We start from the raw sequence: 20,821 nt of genomic DNA, 5'->3' as shown, positions 1-20,821 counted from the left end.
TATTTCCGGGATTTAATTATTTGTTTTTAAATCAGATTATTTTGCAAATCTTACAGACATTTTTCTGTCAACAGCTCTTTCGCCATTTGAAGCAGAAGCATCTACTTTTGCAAATTCGCTTCCGTATCCGTCAGCGGCAATAACTTGTGCTCCGACACCTTGTTTTCCTAACCAATCTTTGATGAAATTGGCTCTGTCTGCAGAAAGTTTTTTGTTTTTAGCTTCGTCACCTGTTTTATCTGTGTAACCACCGATTTTAATTTTTGAATCTGGAAAAGCTTTTAAGATAGCTACCAAATTTTGTAATTGTCCTTCAGAACCAGCTTCCAAAGTATTTGCGCTTCCAATTTTAAAATTTACATGATCGAAATCGTACCATTTGGTTTTTAAAGCATCATCGTTGGCTGCGTTTTTATACCCGTCAGTTTTCAGGAAAGTAATCATTTGATCTTCCATTCCACCTTTGTAGCCTTTTAGTGCAGCTCCATTTAAATCGATGTCTTCGTCAACTTTTGTTATAGATGCCGTTGTGTTTGAGTCCATCGGCATTGATGAAGAGTCTTCAGAAACGTTTAAAGAATCGTTTGTAACTGTCGTTGTAGTAGTTGTTTCTTTTTTATTGCACTGCTTCCATAAAAAGTAAGATGCTGCAATTAATAATAATATAGGAAGAAGCCATTTCCAGATTGATCCGCCTTCTGAAGAAGTTGCTCGGTCAGGGAAAGTTCCGCCATCTGTAACACTTCTTGTTACTTCAACTTTTGGTTCTTCGTGAGTTACGGGTTTTATTTCGTCCTGGTCATTGTCAAATTTGTAACCTTTTGCCCAATCTCCGACATTTAAAGATGCTAAAGAAAGACCTGCAGGTAAAAGTGTAGATACAATTCCTTTTTGATCATTTAATAATGAAGAAATTCCTGTTTTGTCTAAATTATGATCTGCGGCATATTGTCCTACAGAACCTACTGTTGCTCCTGTCACTAAATTTAATAATGAAGCTGAAGAGTTATTGCTGATTCCTGCATAAGTAGCAATCGCATTGACAATCCCGTTTAACTTATCACCAAAAATAGAAGTTAATAATCCTGAAATAAAAGAATTATTAGAAGTTGAATCAAATAAATTCCCCAAAATGCCTTGTGAGGATGCATTTGAAATAGAATCCAAGACCGAAGGCTTGTCAGAATTGTTGGCTAATCCACCTACAATTACCGGAAGTAAACCAGAAATGGCTTTAGAAACTCCGGCTTCACTTTCTCCAAGTTGCGATGCAGCCTGAGAAACAAATGCAGAACCAAGCTGCCCTTTGATAAGATCAATGATGTTTAATGACATATTATATTATTTTTAATTAATGTTATCTAAAATTAAACAAAAATCCTTCCAAATATTATTTTTTTCAAAAAAAATCTGCAAAAACTTCTAAATTTTTGCAGATTTAATAATTATTATGTTAAATGTTAGTAAGCTTTCGCAAATAATACCCTTCTTTTTGATGGTTTTCCTGAAATTAAAGATATGCCTTCTTCAATGTCATCATCCAAAGGTATACATCTGATTGTTGCTTTAGTTTCTTCCTTTATTTGCTCTTCTTCTTCAGTAGTTCCGTCCCAATGAGCGTAGATAAATCCTGGTTTTTCTTCTAAAACCTTTTTGAATTCATCATAAGAATCTACTTTTGTAAAGTTATTTTTTCTAAACTGGAAAGCTTTCGTGTACATATCCTGTTGAATAGTTTTCAATAAATCTTCGATGTAAGAATCCAATCCTTCCAAAGAACGGGTTTCTTTTGTAAGATTATCTCTTCTGGCAATTTCTACAGATTTATTTTCTAAATCTCTTGGTCCCATTGCAATTCTCAACGGAACTCCTTTCAACTCATATTCAGCGAATTTCCAGCCAGGTTTGTTTTGAGTGTCATTGTCAAATTTTACTGAAATGCCTTTTAGTTTTAATTTGTTCTGAATGTCTAAAGCAACTTCACTAATTTGGTTTAATTGCTCTTCTCCTTTAAAAATAGGAACAATCACAACCTGAATAGGTGCTAAAGTTGGAGGAAGAACCAATCCGAAATCGTCAGAATGGGTCATGATCAAAGCTCCCATCAAACGAGTTGAAGTTCCCCAAGAAGTTGCCCAAGCGTGCTCAATTTTACCTTCTTTGTTAGTAAACTTTACATCAAATGCTTTTGCGAAATTCTGCCCCAGAAAGTGGGAAGTTCCTGCCTGAAGTGCTTTTCCATCTTGCATTAAAGCTTCAATACAATAGGTTTCATCTGCTCCTGCAAATCTTTCTGATGGAGTTTTTAAACCTTGTACAACCGGCATTGCCATAAAGTTTTCTGCAAAATCAGCATATACATTATTCATTTTTTCTGCTTCTTCAACAGCTTCGTCTTTTGTAGCATGTGCCGTGTGACCTTCCTGCCATAAAAATTCTGAAGTTCTAAGGAAAAGACGAGTTCTCATTTCCCAACGAACAACATTTGCCCATTGATTAATAAGAATAGGTAAATCTCTGTATGATTGAATCCATCCTTTATAAGTATTCCAGATAATTGCTTCGGAAGTCGGACGAACAATAAGCTCTTCTTCTAGTTTAGCTTCCGGATCTACAATTAATTTTCCTGGGTTATCTGGATCATTTTTTAGTCTGTAATGCGTTACTACAGCACATTCTTTAGCAAAACCTTCAGCATTTTTCTCTTCTGCTTCAAACAAACTTTTGGGTACAAAAAGTGGAAAGTAAGCATTTACGTGACCGGTTTCTTTGAACTTTCTGTCCATCTCATCGCGCATTTTCTCCCAGATTGCATATCCATATGGTTTAATAACCATAGAACCTCTTACGCCGGAGTTTTCAGCTAAATCTGCTTTTACAACCAATTCATTATACCATTTGCTGTAATCTTCGCTTCTTGAAGTTAATTTTGCCATTAATTTTTTTTTAATATTTTAACTTTTCTAAAATTATGTAATCTAAAAATAAAAATCTATTTTTGATAGATTTTTGCTGCCAATAAATTGGTATATTTTTGGTACAAGATGCAAATATAATTTAATTTAAAAATTTATACATTATCATGAAAAGAAATATACATAAAAATTTATTTGGAATGCTAAAATCAAAAGGTGTTTTGGCGATTTCAAGTGGATTATTGTTAATGTCTTGTGGTGCACAAATGGGTGGATATAGCGAGACGGATGGGGTGTATTACGACCCAAATAAAGATACTTTACCAGAAGGTGTAATCATTAATGGTAACGAAGGGAATAGAGTAGGAGAATATTATGATTATTATCAAGATGATTCTAACTTAATTCAAAATTCACAGATTAACTCAGCAGAGCAAGATAATCGTTACAATAACTGGTCAAATAACGACTGGAATAGTAACGCAACAGATTCTGATTGGGGAAGTTTTGCAGGAAGTCAAACCAATTACTATGATAATTCATGGGGTTGGGGAATGGGCTCGCCTTGGGGATGGGGCGGCGGTTTTGGTCCCTACTGGGGTTCTGGTTGGGGAATGGGAATGTCCTTCGGCTGGGGTAACTCTTGGGGATGGGGCGGCTACAATCCTTACTGGGGAATGGGCTGGAACTACGGTTGGAATAATTGGGGAGGCTACAATCCTTACTGGGGCGGTTACTACGGAAATCCTTATTGGGGATATGGTGGAGCTGGTTACTGGGGTGGATACAACAGAGTTCCTTATGCAAGAAGTGGGGCGAATGGAAGAATAAGTGGATTTAAAAATAATGCATCAGCATACAGAAGAGCTGAAGTAGCTTCAGGATTCAGAAATAATAATGGATCAGGTTTTAGAAACGGTTCTTCAAACAGTAACGGATTCCGAAATGGATCAAACAACGGCGGTTTCAGACAAGGAAATGCTAATGGCGGTTTCAGAAACGGTCAAGGAGGATTCCGTAATCCAAATATGAATAATGGTACAAGACCGAATATGAACAATAACGGAGTAAGACCGTCAAGACCAAATTATAACTATAATCAGCAGCAACAATCTCCTCCTAGAAGAAATGATAGCTACAGACCAAGTGATAATGGCGGTTTCAGATCAGGCGGATTTAATTCTGGAAGCAGCGGCGGCGGTTTCAGAGGCGGTTCTTCTGGCGGCGGCGGTGGAATGAGATCCGGCGGCGGAGGCGGCGGTTTCAGATCTGGTGGTAGATAATTTAAACTTAATAACTATTTAAAAAATAATGTTAAAAAAATCTCTAGTATTAATGGGTGTTACTGCAGCGTTTTATCTGCAGGCTCAAGATATATCGGTTATAAGAAATTCAATTGATGTATATTCTAATACCCCAATGACAGGTTCGTCTAAGTTTAATGCGATGGCAGGTTCAAACGGAGCTTTGGGTGGAGATGCGACAGCGCTTCTTACTAACCCTGCAGGTTTGGGAGTTGCAATTGCAGGAGACGCTTCTGTGACTTTAGCTGTTGGCGGAAATAAAAATACAAGTTCATTAGCCAGTTCGTCTGTTAATTATAATATCAATAAAGTAAATATTGGCAATTTAGGCGGTGTGGCAACCTTTCAACTGATGTCAGAAAGTCCGTGGAAGTTTGTAACGCTTGGTGCCAATTTATCAACTCAGTCTATTGAAAACTACGTTGAATCTCCAGGAAACGGAAATGTTTCTATTGCAAAAGATCTTGTAGATAATAGTGGAAATCCTGTTATAGGTAATCTATCTTATTTAGGTCATGCTTACAACAGATACGGAACTCAGACTAAATTTAACTTAGGAGTTGGTGCAAATTACAACAATGCTTTATATGTTGGGGCAAGTGTTAATATGCATTATGTTGATTTGGAGCAGTATGACAGTGCTAAATTTGGTTTGAATTTAGACAATACGGCTTATTCATTCGACAAGCAATACACGCCTTATTCTGAAAAATCAAATGGTTTCTCTGCAAGTGTGGGTGTAATTGGGAAAATTACTAAACAATTTAGATTAGGAGCTTCAATTGAATCGCCAACTTGGTGGTCTTTAGATAGAATTTACACCGATTATTATACAGGAACCGACGGTTACATCTATGCTGATAGCTTCGTTGAAGACAGAAGATTTCAGTCTCCGATGAAAGCGACTTTAAGTGGAGCTTTTGTGCCGACTAAAAACTTTGCAATCAACGTAGATTATACTTTGGGATTAACAAAGCCTAGATATAAAGTTCAAGGAGATGCAGAAAGCGAGCTAAATTCTTTCTTCAGCGATTCTTACAAAAACTTGTCTGAAATTAAAGTCGGAGCAGAATATAGAATCAAAGCTATCAGATTAAGAGGTGGTTATTCTTACGCTTCAAGTCCGTTTGATGCAATGACAATAAGTGCTTACTCAAACAACGGTCAAACTGGAGATGTAAATTACAGTAATTTGATTTTAGGAGATAGAAACACAATTGGGGCAGGTATCGGATATGATTTTGGTAAATTCTACATCGATGCAGCATATCAAAATATTACTTCAGAATATAAAAATCCTTTCTTGAGTGGAAACGAAAGCTTTGGAACAGGATATTATTCAGGAGATTTTGATGTAGCAACTCCATATTCAGTAGTTTCAGATGTTAAAAATGTTAGAAACAATTTCTTCTTAACAGTTGGATGGAAATTCTAAATTAACATCATTAAAACATAAAAAAGGCTTCGGGAAATTTTCTCGAAGCCTTTTGTTTATATTTAAATTTTGATAATAAATTTAATGATGATGTCCTACATGAGAATGATCGTGAAATAAATGCATCATCAATGCCAATGAAACACCCAAAATAACCAGTCCTATTTTTGACCAGTCGATATTGTGATTTTTATTACTTTCAAAAATAATTACAGATGAAATATGAAGGAAAATTCCACCTACAATCGCTAAGAAATAAGGTTGCCAAGCTGGATTAAAATAGTTTCCTAAAAGCATTCCGAAAGGTGAAGCTAACGCAAATAAGGCTACAATTAAAATCGATGGATAAGATACTTTTGAATTTGTTCGGTTAAATAAAAATGCCCCCAAAATAAAAGAAATTGGAAGATTATGAAATAAAATTCCCAACAAATAAGGCGAAAACGGATCTGTTTCATTAGCCAAAGGAATTCCTTCAATAAATGCGTGAATAAAAAGCCCAACCATCAAAGCCATCGGAAGAATATTACTTTCTCCATGATGATGAAAATGTCCGTGCTCAAAACCTTTCGTTAAAGCTTCAAGAATCATTTGCAATAAAACTCCGCCAATGACGAAAATTCCAAGATTGCCGATATCTGAAGTGTAAACCTGCGGGAAAACTTCATTCAAGCAAATGGTAATTAAAAATCCCGCACTTAAAATCAATAAATTTTTGGAGAACTTTTCTTTCTGCCCAAAATATTTTCCAAGCAAAACTCCGGCAACGACGCTTAATATAAGTAAAATGAAAATCATATTAAATAAAAGGTAATAGTAAACAATAAAGGACAATCAATAAATTTAAAACCGTAAAAGCTATGTGGATTTTATAGCTGTATTTATCTTTGAAAAGATTCTTAATAAAAATTAAAATAATACCAATAAATAGCAATATAACGGAAATAATTAACGGCAATGGAGGTGTATCACTATCTGTAAATCCAAACTTTATTCCAGAAAATATAGAGCCTAATGTTAAAACTATAATAACTATATTAATCTTCATTGAAAGAATTAGTTATTTCTTCTTAAATAAATTGATACAACGTAATGAAGTATCTTTATTGAAATCATTCAGTTGATAATCTCCCCAAATTTTAATTCTTTCAAAACCGCTTTCTTCAGCATAATTTTTAATGGCATCCAAAGTATGAAGTTTTACTTTTTCAAAATAATGATGAGATTTTCCATCGGCCTCAAACGTAATATCTTTTACAATATGTCTGCCTTCGATTTTTTTTGAAATTTTAAAATCAATTTCTCCTCTGGTAATAGTAGTTTCAGGAACTAATGTATTTCTCACAAACTCTTCATTCAGATAATCTAAAACGAAATATCCATCTTTTTTTAAAGCATTACAAACCGATTGGAAAACTTTTCTGTCATCATCTTCATTGTCAAAATATCCGAAACTCGTAAAAAGATTAAAAACAGCATCTACAGGATCATAATCAATAGGATTTCTCATGTCATGAACATTAAAAATCAAAGTCTGATTTTCAAACTGTTTATTGTGTTCGATACTTTGTCTTGAAAGATCCAAACCAAGCACGTCATAACCTAATTTATTAAGAAAAACCGAGTGTCTTCCTTTTCCACAAGCCAAATCTATGATTTTTGCCGATTGAGGAAGCTGTAACTCTGAAGTCAGTTTTGTAATAAAATTTTCAGCTTCTGTATAGTCTCTGTTGCTGTACAATAAATGATAATAAGGGGTATCAAACCAAGATTCAAACCATTCCATACTGCAAAAATAGTGTTTTTAGTTGATGGTAAGTAGTGGTTGGTTGATGGTTTTTATCACATCCGATGATTTCTGTCAACTATAAACTGACAACCAATAACTAAAATGACTATTTTTGCAAAATGGATACAGAAAATCTTAAAATTCAGATAAAAACATTCTTCGGATTAGAACCAATTCTTGCTGAGGAAGTTAAAAAATTAGGTGGTAGAAATGTTGAGCTTAAAAACCGCGCAGTAAATTGTGAGGGAGATTTAGGCTTTCTATATAAAGTAAATTTTTCAGCTAGAACAGCTTTGAAAGTTTTGGTTCCGATTGAGGAGTTCAAAGCGTATAATGAAAGTAAATATTACGATAAACTTTTCAAATTTGAGTGGGATCAGTTTATGGATGTTGATCAGACTTTTGCGATTGATTCTACTGTGAATTCTGAAAGATTCAGCCATTCTCAGTTTATGACTTTCAAAATGAAAGATGCAATCGTAGATTATTTTCAAAATAAATATGGTAAAAGACCAAGTATAGAAACGAAATCTCCGGATATTAAATTTCACTTACATATTGATAGAGAATTGGTGACAATTTCTTTAGATTCTTCAGGTGATGCTTTATTTAAAAGAGGGTACAGAAAAGAGCAGGGTGAAGCTCCGATTAATGAAGTTTTGGCAAGCGGAATGTTGCAATTGGCAGGTTGGGACGGAAAAGGAAATTTCCTTGATCCAATGTGCGGTTCGGGAACGCTTTTAATTGAAGCGGCAATGATTGCTTTGGATCTTCCGGCACAGACTTTCAGAAGAAGATTTGGTTTCCAAAATTGGAACAACTATGATTCTGATTTATTTTCTAAAATAAAAGAAGTAAGAATTAATCGTGTAAGAGAATTTACAGGTAAAATTGTAGGTTATGACATTGATGGAAGAATGTTGAATGCTGCAGCAGCAAACATAGAATCTGCAGAAATGGAAGACATTATCGAAGTGAGAAGAGAAAATTTCTTCGATACCAAAAAAGATTTATTCCCGTTGCTGATGGTTTTCAATCCGCCTTATGATGAGAGAATTTCTATCAATGATGATGATTTTTACAAGAAAATAGGAGATACTTTTAAAACAAGCTATCCGAACACTTTAGCATGGTTAATTTCTTCAGATTTGGAAGCTGTAAAGAAAATCGGACTTCGTCCTTCAAGAAAAATAAAACTTTTCAACGGAAAATTAGAAACAAGATTTTTGCAGTACGAAATGTATGAAGGAACGAAAAAAGTGCATAAATTAGAGGAAAACAAAAAATAAAATATGCCTTTTGACTTTTTTGACGGATTAGAAATTCTTATAGAATTTTTAGATTTCGGATTTTCTTCAAAATCTTCTTCGGATACTGAAAAGACTAGTAAATATTCAAAAAAATCAAAATACACAACAGAATTATGGAGTGGAAGCTTTCTTGTGATTGCTTCCATTCTTTATTTTATGGTATTTAAAAATCCTTTACCCGAAGAAAATTATATACAGACTTTACTAATTTGTATTCTTGTGGGTTTTGTAATTTCTTTTATTGCATTTTTCAGCCTTTATCATCTAGGGCTTTTTTACTTTAAAAATTTGTCTAAACTTTTATTGTTCAGTTTTTCTTTAATTTTATTTATTATCTCAGTGGTTTTTATTGTTTATTTTAAATTCATCATTTCCATCTAAATTAAAATCATAAATTGTTTTAAAATATATTGAGATTCCTTTTCAAATCTTTAATTTTGAAAAATTTTCAATTTGAAACCTACTATTTCCATCGTTGTTGCCATATTTAATCGAAAAGATGAGCTTTTTGAACTTCTCAATTCACTCAATGCTCAAACTGATAAAGATTTTGAAGTAATCATTGTTGATGATGGTTCTTTAATTGATTTGAACCCAACTATTCACAATTTTGAGAAAATTTTAAATATAAAATACTTCAAAAAAACGAATTCAGGTCCCGGTTTGTCGAGAAATTACGGTGCAAAAAGAGCTTCGAATGACTGGTTGGTTTTTGTAGACAGCGATGTGATTGTTGAGAATGATTATATTGAAAATATTAAAAATGGTATTCTTTCCATTCCTTGTGATGCATTTGGCGGGGCAGATAAAGCACATAGAGGTTTTAATCTGATGCAAAAAGCAATTTCCTATTCTATGACTTCCGTTTTTACAACTGGTGGAATTAGAGGAAATAAAAAAGCGGTTTCAAAATTTCAACCCAGAAGTTTCAATATGGGTGTTAAAAAAGAAGTTTTCGAAAAAGTTGGTGGTTTTTCAGAAATGAGAATCGGTGAAGATCCGGATTTGTCTATGACACTTTGGGAAAATGGTTTCACAACAGCTTTTTTTGATACAATTGCCGTTTATCATAAAAGAAGAGTCGACTTTGGAAAATTCTCAAAACAGGTTTATCAATTCGGTTGTGCGAGACCCATTCTAAATCAAAGACATCCAAATTATGTGAAGATTTCTTTTGCATTCCCGACATTGTTTCTTTTGGGCTACGTTTTAGGATTTATTGAATATTTTATCTTAGGAAAAGGTTTTGTTCTGTCGCTTTTCGGGTTATACACCTTCATGGTTTTACTTCATGCGTTAATTGTGACTAAAAATATTGCAATCGCCGGAATGGCAGTTATTTCAACATACATTCAAATGTTTTCTTACGGTTACGGATTTTTAAAATCCTGGATTTTATTGAATATTTTAAAAATGAAACCGGAGAATGCATTTCCAACACATTTTCACAAAGTTTAATTTTACCATAAAGCTTTTTTAAATTTCAAGCATTAATTTTAAAAGAACACAATAATTTTAAAAATCTAGAATTTTCATTTTGGGAACTTTTGAAATGTTTTAAAATATAACCAAAAAATATTTTTTGTGACTTTTGCGGTAAAGCAAAAAATAATAAAAGCTGTCGAAAGTCAACAGCTTTTATAACAATAATTAGGATATGGATGAAATGGTTTCATGGTTTAGAACGCCTGTTTTGAGCATGCATTCTTTCATCTTTTCGTATGTTCGTTCGATATCGTGATCGAGACCGATTGAGAATCTTATTAATCCGTCTGAAATTCCCATTGCTTCACGTTCTTCTTCAGGAATTTCTGATGAGGTTGAGCTTCCGGAGCATGAGAATAATGTTTTGTAAAAGCCTAAACTTACAGCTAAATAACCCAGGTTTTCCTGTTGCATCATTTCCATCAATTCGTTGGCTTTATCTGTGGTTCCTGCGTCTAAAGTTAATAATCCGCCAAATCCGTATTCCTCATGCATCATACTTTTCATTAAATCATGATTTTTATGAGATTTTAAACCTGGATAAGAAACTTTTAAACCGTCTTCCTCAAATCTTTGTGCAAGAAACATGGCATTGTAACTGTGCTGTTTCATTCTAATATGAAGCGTTCTTAAATTTTTAAGAATACTTGCTGAACGGAAACTGTCCATTGTAGGACCAAGAAGCATACAAGCTCCGTTATTGACGTTTTTGGTGTCGTTGATAAATTCCTGGCTTCCGCAATAAACTCCGCCCACTGTATCGCTGCTGCCATTAATAAATTTAGTTAAACTATGAATGACAATATCTGCTCCCAAAAGAGTCGGCGATATAGAAAGCGGAGAAAAAGTATTGTCTACAATCAGTTTTAAATTGTGTTTTTTACAGATTTCAGAAAGTTTTCTCAGGTCTGCAACTTCCAAAAGCGGATTGCTCACACTTTCACAATATATAATTTTTGTATTTTCGTTAATCGCATTTTCGATAGATTCAAAATTATTGATATCTACAAACGAAGTTTCAATTTGAAATGGCGGAAGAAAATTTTTCAGGAAAGCATAGGTTCCACCGTAAATTGTTCTGCTTGAAATAATATGATCACCTGATTTGCAAACCTGCATCAAAACAGAAGTAATGGCGCCCATTCCGGAAGCGGTAACGTTTGCGGCTTCGGTGTTTTCCATTTTTGCCAAAGCTTCGGAAAGATAAAGATTCATTGGTGACGAATGTCTTGAGTACAGATAACAACCTTCTGCATTGCCTTCAAACGTATCAAACATTGTTTTTGCTGAAAGAAAAGTGTAGGTTGAGCTGTCTGAAATCGACGGATTTACTCCTCCGAATTCTCCGAAATATTGAAGATCCTGTATCTCATTTGCCGCGTTGAATCGATTCATATTTTTTTTGTTTTAAAAATGAATCTTTCTGATATTTGTTACAACTGAAATTTAATTATTTAGAAAATAAAACTATTTAAATTGATTTTGATAGAATAAAAGTTGGGTATATTTGTTTTAAGCTAAATTTTACTAAAATATTTTCTATGCAATTTGACGAAATCGACAAAAAACTGCTTCAATATCTACAGGAAGACTGTAAACAAACTACCAAAGAACTCTCTTATAAGCTCGGGCTTTCTGTAACGGCAGTTTATGAACGCATAAAAAAACTCGAAAACTCGGGCGTAATTTCAAAATATGTTGCGTTGGTTGATAAAACAAAAATTGACAAAAAGTTTCTTATTTTATGTCATGTAAAACTCATTCAGCACAAAAAAGAATATTTGATGCAGTTTGAAAAAGAAGTTTTGAACTTAAAAGAAGTTACAGAATGTTTCCACGTAAGTGGTGATTACGATTATATTTTAAAAATCTGCTTAAAAGACATGGATGATTACAGGAATTTTATGGTTACCAAGTTGACCACTCTGCAACATATTGCGAGTACACACAGTTCTTTCACGATTTCTGAAGTGAAAAATACGACGGAGATTATTTTATGATTTTGTATTTATTTGACTACATCGATCCACTGTGTTAGTTTTGGGCAGCTTTTTCCGCCTTCCGCTCCCAATCTTTTTTGGTTATTTCGACAAGCTCAATCGCCAAAAAAGGATTTCCGCTCAAGTCGTGCTGCGAAATGATTCCAAACAGGGAAATTTCAGATAATTATACTAAAACGCCATTTTTTGAAGTAATTACGTCAGGTAAATCGGTTTCTCCTACCATTTGTAAAAGATCAATTTCAATTGCTCGACAAATCGATAACATCGGAATATCAAACATCAATCCTTCAAAAGGGTTTTCAGAATAATCACCTACTAATTCCATGATAATATAAATCCAGCCAATCGTAATACAAAACGGTATTGAAGCCCAGATTCCCCAATCTCCTAATTTTGCAAATTCACTCACCAATCCAAGTGGAAGCAACATAATAAAGATGATATTAAACACAAAAGCCGTACTCGCAAACTGTCTCGGTAAAGGAAATTTCTTAATTCTTTCAGCTTGTCCTTGTAAAGTATAAAACTCATTCAGACAATCCTGCAACTGAATTTGATTGAACTCTGAAATAGCATTCATATTTTTCAGCTCATTCACATCTTTTGACTGTTGAGCAATAAGATAAGTCGCAAAATTCTTATAATGAGATTGCAATTCTACTTCTTCTTCAGATAAATATTTATTGAGAAAAATAGGCGTTCTGCCATAATCAGGAAACCCCGCTTTGATCAATCTATTACGCTTATGATCGATATTTTTGAAATGTTCTTCCTCCACTTTAATATGTTCCCATTCCGCCGGAATCAAAAGCTGATCACGGAATTGATATAACCATGCAATGTGACGGAAAACAATTTTTTTGCGTCGGTCTTCAAAGTCAAATTCTCCTACATTTTCATCTGCGGTATCAAAAGAATACACCATTGAACCAAGCATTCTGCTGGAATTAACGATTCCACCCCAGATTTTTCTTGCTTCCCAAAGTCTATCGTAAGCTTGATTGTTTTTAAAACCAACCAAAAAAGCTTCCGCCGTACCAATCAATGCTACAGGAACCCAAGGAATAATCATCCAATCCCAATGAAAAATATGGAAAAGAATTGCAATCAAGGTACACCAAAAAGTAATTAAAATAAGATGAAATCCGGATAAGTTGAGAACCTGTTTGTAATTGACGTATTTGGTCGTGATCATTTTAAAAATAAAATTTGTAAAACCAAGTTAGCAAAAAGTGTACAAAAAAGCCTCTAAAAATATTTAGAGGCTTAATTTATTTTTTATCTGAATTAATATTTCAGCATTTCTTCGATTTTTGAAGCTAATTTCTCAGCATTTGGAAGCATTTCTTTTTCAAGAACTAAATTAATAGGAACTGCCGGAGTATCCAATGAACCAATCGTTTCTACCGGAGCATCAAGATATTTAAAGCAATGCTTTGAAATTCTATGTGCAAAGGCTTCTGCGAAAGAATTATTCAATTGTTCTTCTGTTAAAACAATACATTTTCCGTGTGCTTTTACTCTTTCAAAAACCAATTCTTCATCCAAAGGAATAATAGTTCTTAAATCAATAACTTCAACTCTTCCATTAAAGTTTTTCACAGCTTCTTTAGCCCAGTAAACGCCCATTCCATACGTTACAACCACTAAAGTTCTGCCTTTTTCGGTTTCATTTTTATCAGCTTCGATGATTACTTTTCCTTTTCCGAAAGGTAAAATGTAATCTTCCGCAGGTTCGATCGTTTTGGCATCTTCAGTTCCCGGAACTTTACTCCAATACAAACCTTTGTGCTCCAGCATCACCACCGGATTTGGATCGTAGTAAGCTGCTTTTAATAAACCTTTAAAATCTGCAGCGTTACTTGGGTAAGCGATTTTAATTCCTTTAATATTTGCTAAAATACTTTCAACACTTCCACTGTGATAAGGACCGCCGCCGCCGTAAGCTCCAATTGGAACACGGATAATATTGCTTACAGGGAATTTTCCCTGACTTAAATAACTAGATTTTGAAATCTCTGTAATCAACTGATTGATTCCCGGATAAATATAATCTGCAAACTGAACTTCAACGATTGGTTTTAAACCAACTGCACTCATTCCAGTTGTAGAACCAATAATGTAAGCTTCCTGAATGGCTGTATTGAAAACTCTTTTGCTTCCGAATTTCTTTCCTAAAGTCACCGTCTCACGGAAAACCCCACCAATTCTTTCACCGACATCCTGTCCGTACAACAAAGCTTCTGGATGTTTCCACATAATCTCCTGAACAGCGTGAATTGCAGCATCAACCATTACGATTTTTTCACCACCTTCAGGTTCACGCGTTCCCACTTCTTCCGTAATCGGAGTCGGTGCGAAAATATGTTGCATTACAGTTTCAGGCTTCGGATCTTCCGCTTTCTGAGCTCTTTCGAATGCTTCTTCTGCTTCTAATCTTGCCTTCTTTGTAATTTGTTTTAATAATTCTTCATCTACGCCAGATTCAAGCAAATGATTTCTAAGAATATTTCCTGGATCTTTTGCTCTGTGTTTTGCTAAATCTTCCTCATCTCTGTAAAATTCTCTTCTAACTCCAGATGTGTGATGACCAATTAAAACCGTTTTAGCACAAACAACCAAAGGTTTTCTTTCAGTTCGAACAAAATCAACGGCTTTCTTCATCGCTTCAAAACTTTCCACGAAATCGGTTCCGTCAACTCTCATTCTGCCTAAACCTTCAAAACCTGCCACAAAATCATACGCATCTACGGTTCTTGCTTCTTCTTTTGTAACAGAAATTCCCCATTCATTGTCCTGAACTAAGAAAATTATAGGTAATTGATGTAATGCAGAAAACTGAAGTGCTTCACTCACTTCACCTTCCGTTACAGAATTGTCTCCAAGACTACAGATTACAACCGGATTGTTCTCAAACTGCTGTAAATTAAAATCTTCAATATATTTAATTCCCTGAGCAACTCCAGCTGTTGGAATAGTCTGCATTCCTGTAGCTGAACTTTGATGGATAATTTTTGGTTTGTCTTCATCTCTGCTCGATGGATGAGAATAATACGATCTTCCTCCTGAAAAAGGATCATCAGCTTTTGCCAACAATTGCAACATCAATTGATAAGGCTCAAAACCAATTCCCAAAAGAATGCTTTCGTCTCTGTAATAAGGAGAAACCCAGTCTTCTTTCTTTAACTGATAAGCCGTTGCCAACTGAATTGCTTCATGACCGCGTGATGTGCTATGAACATATTTGCAAACATTTCTGTTTTCTTCGTAAATATCTGCCATCGCTTTGGCAAGCATCATGTGGTTATAAGCTTTTAATAAAATGTCCTGAGAAACTTTTTCGTGAAGTGTATTTTCCATAGAAAGCAAATATACATAAAATTAGAAATCCGAACAATTGTTAGTTTACCGAATTATAGTGTTGATTTTTAAATTGATAAGGTTGAATTGATGATTTTTAAACAATTTTTAAACCTCCAAAATGTCGTTTGGTTTTGGTCTAAATTTAACAGAAAACAGATTTTAAATCATAAAAAAATAGCCTAACTTTACATTCTTTTTTAATCTAAAAACTCGAAAAAGTTACATGTATTTAGTTTTTGACACAGAAACCACGGGTTTACCAAAGAATTTCAACGCACCGCTTTCAGATTCAGATAATTGGCCAAGAATGGTTCAGATTGCGTGGCAGTTGCATGATGATGACGGAACTTTATTAGAAAATCATGACTATATTATAAAACCTGAAGGATATGATATTCCCTTTAATGCCGCAAGAATTCACGGGATTACAACGAAAATTGCCAACGAAGAAGGTCGTGATTTAGAAGAAATTTTAAATGAATTTGCCAAAGTTTTAGAAAGAGTAAGAGTCGTTTCCGGTCATAATGTTGAATTTGATTACAACATCGTCGGAGCAGAATTTTACAGAAAAAATATAAAAGACAATCTTCAGGAAAAACCCAAAGCCGATACGATGATTTTGGGAACAGATTATTGTCAGCTTGCAGGTGGAAGAGGAGGAAAATACAAGTCCCCGAAGCTGGAAGAATTATACGAAAAATTGTACGGTCATAAGTTTGACGAAGCGCACAACGCTGCTGCCGACGTAAATGCAACGGCTCAGGTTTTCTTTGAAATGATGCGTATTGGGATTATTCCTGCTGAGGTTTTGAAAACTTCGGAAGATCAATTGGCATATTTTAAAACGCTTCATCCAAATCCGATTAAGCCTTTCAATATTATTATCAGAAGGCAGGTTGCAGATTTTAATAATAAGAAAAAGCAATCTGATGTCGGGAGTATCGATGATATTGATTTAGGAAGATATTTCAATTTTGATAATAAAAGTGTTTTTTCAACATTAACGGCAACTTCGAGCATTAATGATTTAATTAAAAAAGCAACAGACGAAAATTTCCCAGCTGTCGGAATGGTCGATTTGGGAAATATGATGGGTGCTTTTAAATTTGTTTCTGCGGTTGAAGGAGCAAATGGTGATCGTGCAAAAAAGCATAAAGAATATGTAGCAAAAAAGCAGGAAGCTGAAGAAAACGGAACAGAATTTAATGAGGAAGAACCTGTTTTTGAGCCATTAATTCCTGTTGTAGGTTGTGAATTTTATATTTCAGACCGTTACGAGCAGAAACAGTTTACCAAAGATGATCCCGACAGAAGAACGCAGGTTGTTTTGTTGGCGAAGGACTTTAACGGTTATAAAAATTTAGCAAAACTTTCAAGCATTGGTTTCCTCAAAGGATTTTATTTCGGAGTTCCTAGGATAAGCCGTGAAGTGATTGCTGAATATAAAGAAGGATTAATTGCCATGACTTCCGGAATCAACGGAGATATTCCCGATGCAATTTTAAATACCGGTGAACAAAAAGGGGAGGAGCTTTTTAAATGGTGGAAAGATACTTTTGAAGACGATTTTTATGTTCAGATTCAAAACCATAAACTGCCTGAAGAAGAGCATTTGAATGATGTTTTGTTGCATTTTGCAGACAAATATAATGTTAAGCTTTTAGCGCAAAATCAAACGTATTACACCAGTAAAGACGATTCTAATATTCAGGATATTGTAAGCTGCATTAAAGATGGGGAAAAGCTGACAACGCCTGTTGGAAAAGGCTTTGGAAAGAGGAGAGGATTGGCTACTGGAGAATATTATATCAAAAATTCTCATGAAATTAAGGAAGCATTTTTGGCATATCCCGATGCTTTTGATGCATATGAAGAATTTACTGCAAAATTTAAACCTTATACTTTAAAAAGAGACGTTTTACTACCAAAATTTGATATTCCGGCTGAGTTTATTCATGCTGAAGACGAAATTGATGGTGGAAAACGTGGTGAGATGGCATATTTAACCCATTTGACTTACGAAGGAGCGAAAAAAAGATATGCTGATACAGGAATTACTCCGGCAATTAAAGAACGTCTTGACTTTGAACTTGAAGTCGTTGCAAATACGGGTTATCCCGGTTACTTTTTGATTGTACAGGATTTCTGTAATGAAGCTCGAAAAATGGGCGTTTGGGTTGGTCCAGGTCGTGGTTCTGCAGCAGGTTCTGCCGTGGCGTATTGCACGGGAATTACCAATGTTGATCCAATAAAATACGATTTACTATTTGAGAGATTTCTTAATCCGGAAAGGGTTTCAATGCCTGATATTGATATTGATTTTGATGACGAAGGTCGAGATAAAATTATCAAATGGGTAGTCGAAAAATATGGTAAAAATCAGGTGGCACAGATTATTACTTACTCAGTTTTGGGTGGAAAATCTGCAATTAAAGATGCCGGAAGGGTTTTAGATTTACCTATTCCAGATACCAATAATATTGCAAAACTTATTCCGCCAAGTCCGGGAATGAATATTGCAAAAGCTTTATCGAAATATGATAAACTAAAACCTGAAGAACAAATGCTTGTCGATGAGATGAAGTATGTTCTTAATACTCCGGATGATGCCCGTCACGATGTTTTGTCGAGTGCGAAAAAGATGGAGGGCTGCATCCGAAATACTGGAATTCACGCTTGTGGGGTAATTATTACACCAGAAGATGTGAGTAATATTATTCCTGTAACAATTGCGGCGAAAGATGCCGATATTTTAGTGTCTCAGTTTGATAACTCGGTCGCAGAAAGTGCTGGTCTTCTGAAGATGGACTTTTTGGGTCTAAGAACTTTGACGATCATTAAAGATGCTTTAAAAATAGTTAAAGCTAGACATGGACTTGATATTGACCCCGATGCAATTCCTTTGGATGATGCTAAAACGTATCAGTTATTTAAAGAAGGAAGAACGGTTGGGATTTTCCAGTATGAAAGTCCGGGAATGCAAAAATACATGCGTGAACTAAAGCCTACAGTTTTTGCCGATTTGATTGCAATGAACGCCTTGTACAGACCGGGGCCAATTAAATATATTCCAAACTTTATTAATAGAAAGCACGGTATCGAAGAAATTGTCTATGATTTACCCGAAACCGAAGAGTATTTAAAGGAAACTTACGGAATTACTGTTTATCAGGAGCAGGTAATGCTTTTGTCTCAAAAATTGGCCAATTTCACAAAAGGTGAAGCCGATACTTTGAGAAAAGCTATGGGTAAAAAGCAGATTGAGGTTCTGAATAAAATGTACCCGAAATTCATCGAAGGCGGAAGAAAAAATAACCTCGATGAAGGTCCTTTAGAAAAAATTTGGAACGACTGGAAAGCTTTTGCTGAATATGCTTTTAATAAATCTCACTCCACTTGTTATGCGTTTATTGCGTATCAAACAGCTTATTTAAAAGCCAATTATCCGGCAGAATATATGGCGAGTGTGATGAGTAACAACATCAACAATACCGAATCGATCACCATGTTTATGGAAGATTGTAAAAGTATTGGGGTTGATGTTTTGGGACCAGATGTGAATGAATCTCAATATAAATTCTCGGTAAACGAAAAAGGACAAATCCGTTTTGGTTTGGGAGCTATCAAAGGAATTGGTGAAGGTCCGAGTGAAGGTATCACAAAAGAAAGAGCAAACGGAAGATTTAAAAATATTTATGATTTCTTCGAAAGAATTTTACCTTCTCAGATGAATAAAAGAGTGGCGGAAAGTTTGGTCGTAGCAGGCGCTTTCGATGAATTGGATTCTTTCCACAGAGGTCAGTATTTCGATATCGATATGGCTGGAAGAACGAATTTAGAAAGATTAATTCGTTACGGACAAAGTTTTCAGGAAAGTAAAAACGAAATGGAACATTCTCTTTTTGCTGATTTTGCAGAAGAAGTTCAGATTGAGCAACCCAAATTGGCACCTTGTGTAGAGTGGCCAAATATGCATAAATTAAATAAAGAAAAAGAAACCATTGGATTTTATCTTTCGGCGCATCCGCTTGATGAATTTAAGTTTCAATACCAGTTTATGCAGGGAAGTTTGTCTAAAAAAGCAGTTTTGGAAAAAGACGAAGAAGCGAAAATAATTACTGATGAAGTTCCGATTTTAGAAAAAGATTCTGTGGATGAGGTGGCAGATTTAATTGAAATTGTTTCTGATGATATTGTTGCAGGTGAAGAAGAGGAAATTATCGAGGAAGTTGTAAAAAAAGCGGAACCAAAAGGTGTTTTCGGGTTTTTAAATCTTGATGAGGTTGATGCTTATAAAGAACAGGCTTTTGCCAATAAACAAGAAGAACTGTTTGAAGAAAAGAAAAAAGACTGGAAAACTTTACAGAAAGAACGAGAAAACGGTGGTGGCGGAAAAGAATATACCGTTGCCGGTTTAATCACAGAATATGTGGTTAAAGATGGTTTCCGAAGCGGTGAAAAAGTTGCTTTTCTAACTTTGGAAGATTATTCAGGTTCATATTCATTTAGATTAGGTGATCGAGATTATATGAAATTAAAGGATAAGCTTGAAGTACAGCGTTTTGTAATCTTAAAAATAAAATTTGCTCAGGTAAAAGACGGAAGGGTTTTTGTGAATGTTGTGGATGTTATTGAACTTCAGGAGGCATTCGAGAAATTTGCCAAAAGTATTTCATTAATAATGGATGTGATGGATTTTCGACCCGAGGATTTAAGTTTTTTCAGAAATATTTTAAATGAAAACCAAGGAAATCAGAAATTTAAATTTTACATCAAAAATATTGATGATGATACTCATATTGAAGTTCAATCGATGAAGCACTCTGTCAATTTGAATGGTGATTTGATTAAAAATATACAACTGCTTAATAAATATGAGTTTTATTTAAATTAATTTTCTTTAAATATCTTGAAAAAGTACAAAATCGCAATCCATATTATTGGTTGCGATTTTTTACTCTTTGAATTTTGGCAATAGTTTAAATTATAGGGTTAAAATTTATTGTTAAATAGAAATAATTTATATTATGTAATTGATTGATATATTGATATTTGATTGTATTTAATTGTTGTCGGGTTTAAAAATAATTAAATGTTTGTTTAATAATATGTCATTATTTTAACTTCATTGTTGGTATGTTTTCAAAATATTAACAATTTTTTTGAATTTGATTGTTAATATTTATTAATTTAGCCCTCTAATTTTAATTTAACTGA

Annotated in this window: 14 protein-coding genes; 7 read left to right on the top strand and 7 right to left on the bottom strand. The window is 34.3% G+C overall.

Annotated features, from left to right (window positions below; translation table 11 throughout):
* Positions 1–36: 36 nt before the first annotated feature.
* Entirely contained in the window at positions 37–1,335 is a 1,299-nt protein-coding gene (locus OEA66_RS03305; RefSeq protein ID WP_267280020.1) for an OmpA family protein, read from the bottom strand.
* A 125-nt stretch (positions 1,336–1,460) separates the two neighbouring features.
* Complete coding sequence (proS, locus tag OEA66_RS03300; RefSeq protein WP_267280019.1) at positions 1,461–2,936, bottom strand: proline--tRNA ligase; 1,476 nt, start codon at positions 2,934–2,936, stop codon at positions 1,461–1,463.
* Positions 2,937–3,082: 146 nt separating this feature from the next.
* Between proS and OEA66_RS20440 the strand changes: the two genes are divergently transcribed.
* Positions 3,083–4,198, top strand: a complete 1,116-nt coding sequence (locus OEA66_RS20440) for a prolyl-tRNA synthetase (protein ID WP_311136910.1) — start codon at positions 3,083–3,085, stop codon at positions 4,196–4,198.
* 28 nt (positions 4,199–4,226) lie between these two features.
* Complete coding sequence (locus OEA66_RS03290) at positions 4,227–5,654, top strand: OmpP1/FadL family transporter (RefSeq protein WP_267280018.1); 1,428 nt, start codon at positions 4,227–4,229, stop codon at positions 5,652–5,654.
* An 81-nt stretch (positions 5,655–5,735) separates the two neighbouring features.
* Here OEA66_RS03290 and OEA66_RS03285 read toward each other — a convergent pair whose 3' ends face one another.
* Both OEA66_RS03285 and OEA66_RS03280 read right to left on the bottom strand, forming a co-directional pair.
* Entirely contained in the window at positions 5,736–6,452 is a 717-nt protein-coding gene (locus OEA66_RS03285) for a ZIP family metal transporter (RefSeq protein WP_267280017.1), read from the bottom strand.
* Positions 6,453–6,714: 262 nt separating this feature from the next.
* Positions 6,715–7,440 (bottom strand): class I SAM-dependent DNA methyltransferase, encoded by a 726-nt coding sequence (locus OEA66_RS03280; RefSeq protein WP_267280016.1) that lies wholly within the window; start codon positions 7,438–7,440, stop codon positions 6,715–6,717.
* Positions 7,441–7,562: 122 nt separating this feature from the next.
* On the opposite strand from OEA66_RS03280, the gene OEA66_RS03275 reads away from it, so the two are divergent.
* From OEA66_RS03275 to OEA66_RS03265, 3 genes are all read left to right on the top strand, one after another.
* Positions 7,563–8,732 (top strand): THUMP domain-containing class I SAM-dependent RNA methyltransferase, encoded by a 1,170-nt coding sequence (locus tag OEA66_RS03275; protein WP_267280015.1) that lies wholly within the window; start codon positions 7,563–7,565, stop codon positions 8,730–8,732.
* 3 nt (positions 8,733–8,735) lie between these two features.
* On the top strand, positions 8,736–9,134 hold the full coding sequence (locus OEA66_RS03270; RefSeq protein WP_267280014.1) for a branched-chain amino acid ABC transporter substrate-binding protein: 399 nt from the start codon (positions 8,736–8,738) through the stop codon (positions 9,132–9,134).
* 72 nt (positions 9,135–9,206) lie between these two features.
* Positions 9,207–10,211, top strand: a complete 1,005-nt coding sequence (locus OEA66_RS03265; protein ID WP_267280013.1) for a glycosyltransferase family 2 protein — start codon at positions 9,207–9,209, stop codon at positions 10,209–10,211.
* A 192-nt stretch (positions 10,212–10,403) separates the two neighbouring features.
* On the opposite strand, the gene OEA66_RS03260 is transcribed toward OEA66_RS03265, so the two are convergent.
* Positions 10,404–11,633 (bottom strand): aminotransferase class I/II-fold pyridoxal phosphate-dependent enzyme, encoded by a 1,230-nt coding sequence (locus tag OEA66_RS03260; protein ID WP_267280012.1) that lies wholly within the window; start codon positions 11,631–11,633, stop codon positions 10,404–10,406.
* Positions 11,634–11,779: 146 nt separating this feature from the next.
* On the opposite strand from OEA66_RS03260, the gene OEA66_RS03255 reads away from it, so the two are divergent.
* Positions 11,780–12,238, top strand: coding sequence for an Lrp/AsnC family transcriptional regulator (locus OEA66_RS03255; RefSeq protein WP_267280011.1), 459 nt, complete (start codon positions 11,780–11,782; stop codon positions 12,236–12,238).
* A 166-nt stretch (positions 12,239–12,404) separates the two neighbouring features.
* Here OEA66_RS03255 and OEA66_RS03250 read toward each other — a convergent pair whose 3' ends face one another.
* Both OEA66_RS03250 and OEA66_RS03245 read right to left on the bottom strand, forming a co-directional pair.
* The gene (locus OEA66_RS03250; RefSeq protein ID WP_267280010.1) at positions 12,405–13,436 is read right to left on the bottom strand and encodes a bestrophin family protein; all 1,032 of its coding nucleotides are present in this window, start codon (positions 13,434–13,436) and stop codon (positions 12,405–12,407) included.
* Between the two features lie 92 nt (positions 13,437–13,528).
* Entirely contained in the window at positions 13,529–15,601 is a 2,073-nt protein-coding gene (locus tag OEA66_RS03245) for an alpha-ketoacid dehydrogenase subunit alpha/beta (RefSeq protein WP_267280009.1), read from the bottom strand.
* A 226-nt stretch (positions 15,602–15,827) separates the two neighbouring features.
* On the opposite strand from OEA66_RS03245, the gene dnaE reads away from it, so the two are divergent.
* Positions 15,828–20,498 (top strand): DNA polymerase III subunit alpha, encoded by a 4,671-nt coding sequence (gene dnaE, locus OEA66_RS03240; RefSeq protein WP_267280008.1) that lies wholly within the window; start codon positions 15,828–15,830, stop codon positions 20,496–20,498.
* Positions 20,499–20,821: the final 323 nt, after the last annotated feature.

The sequence above is a fragment of the Chryseobacterium luquanense genome, from assembly GCF_026460945.1.
In the GTDB taxonomy this organism is placed as follows: Bacteria; Bacteroidota; Bacteroidia; order Flavobacteriales; family Weeksellaceae; genus Chryseobacterium; species Chryseobacterium luquanense.
The sequence above is the reverse complement of the archived record's forward strand: the minus strand, read 5'-3'. Positions and strand labels throughout refer to the sequence as shown.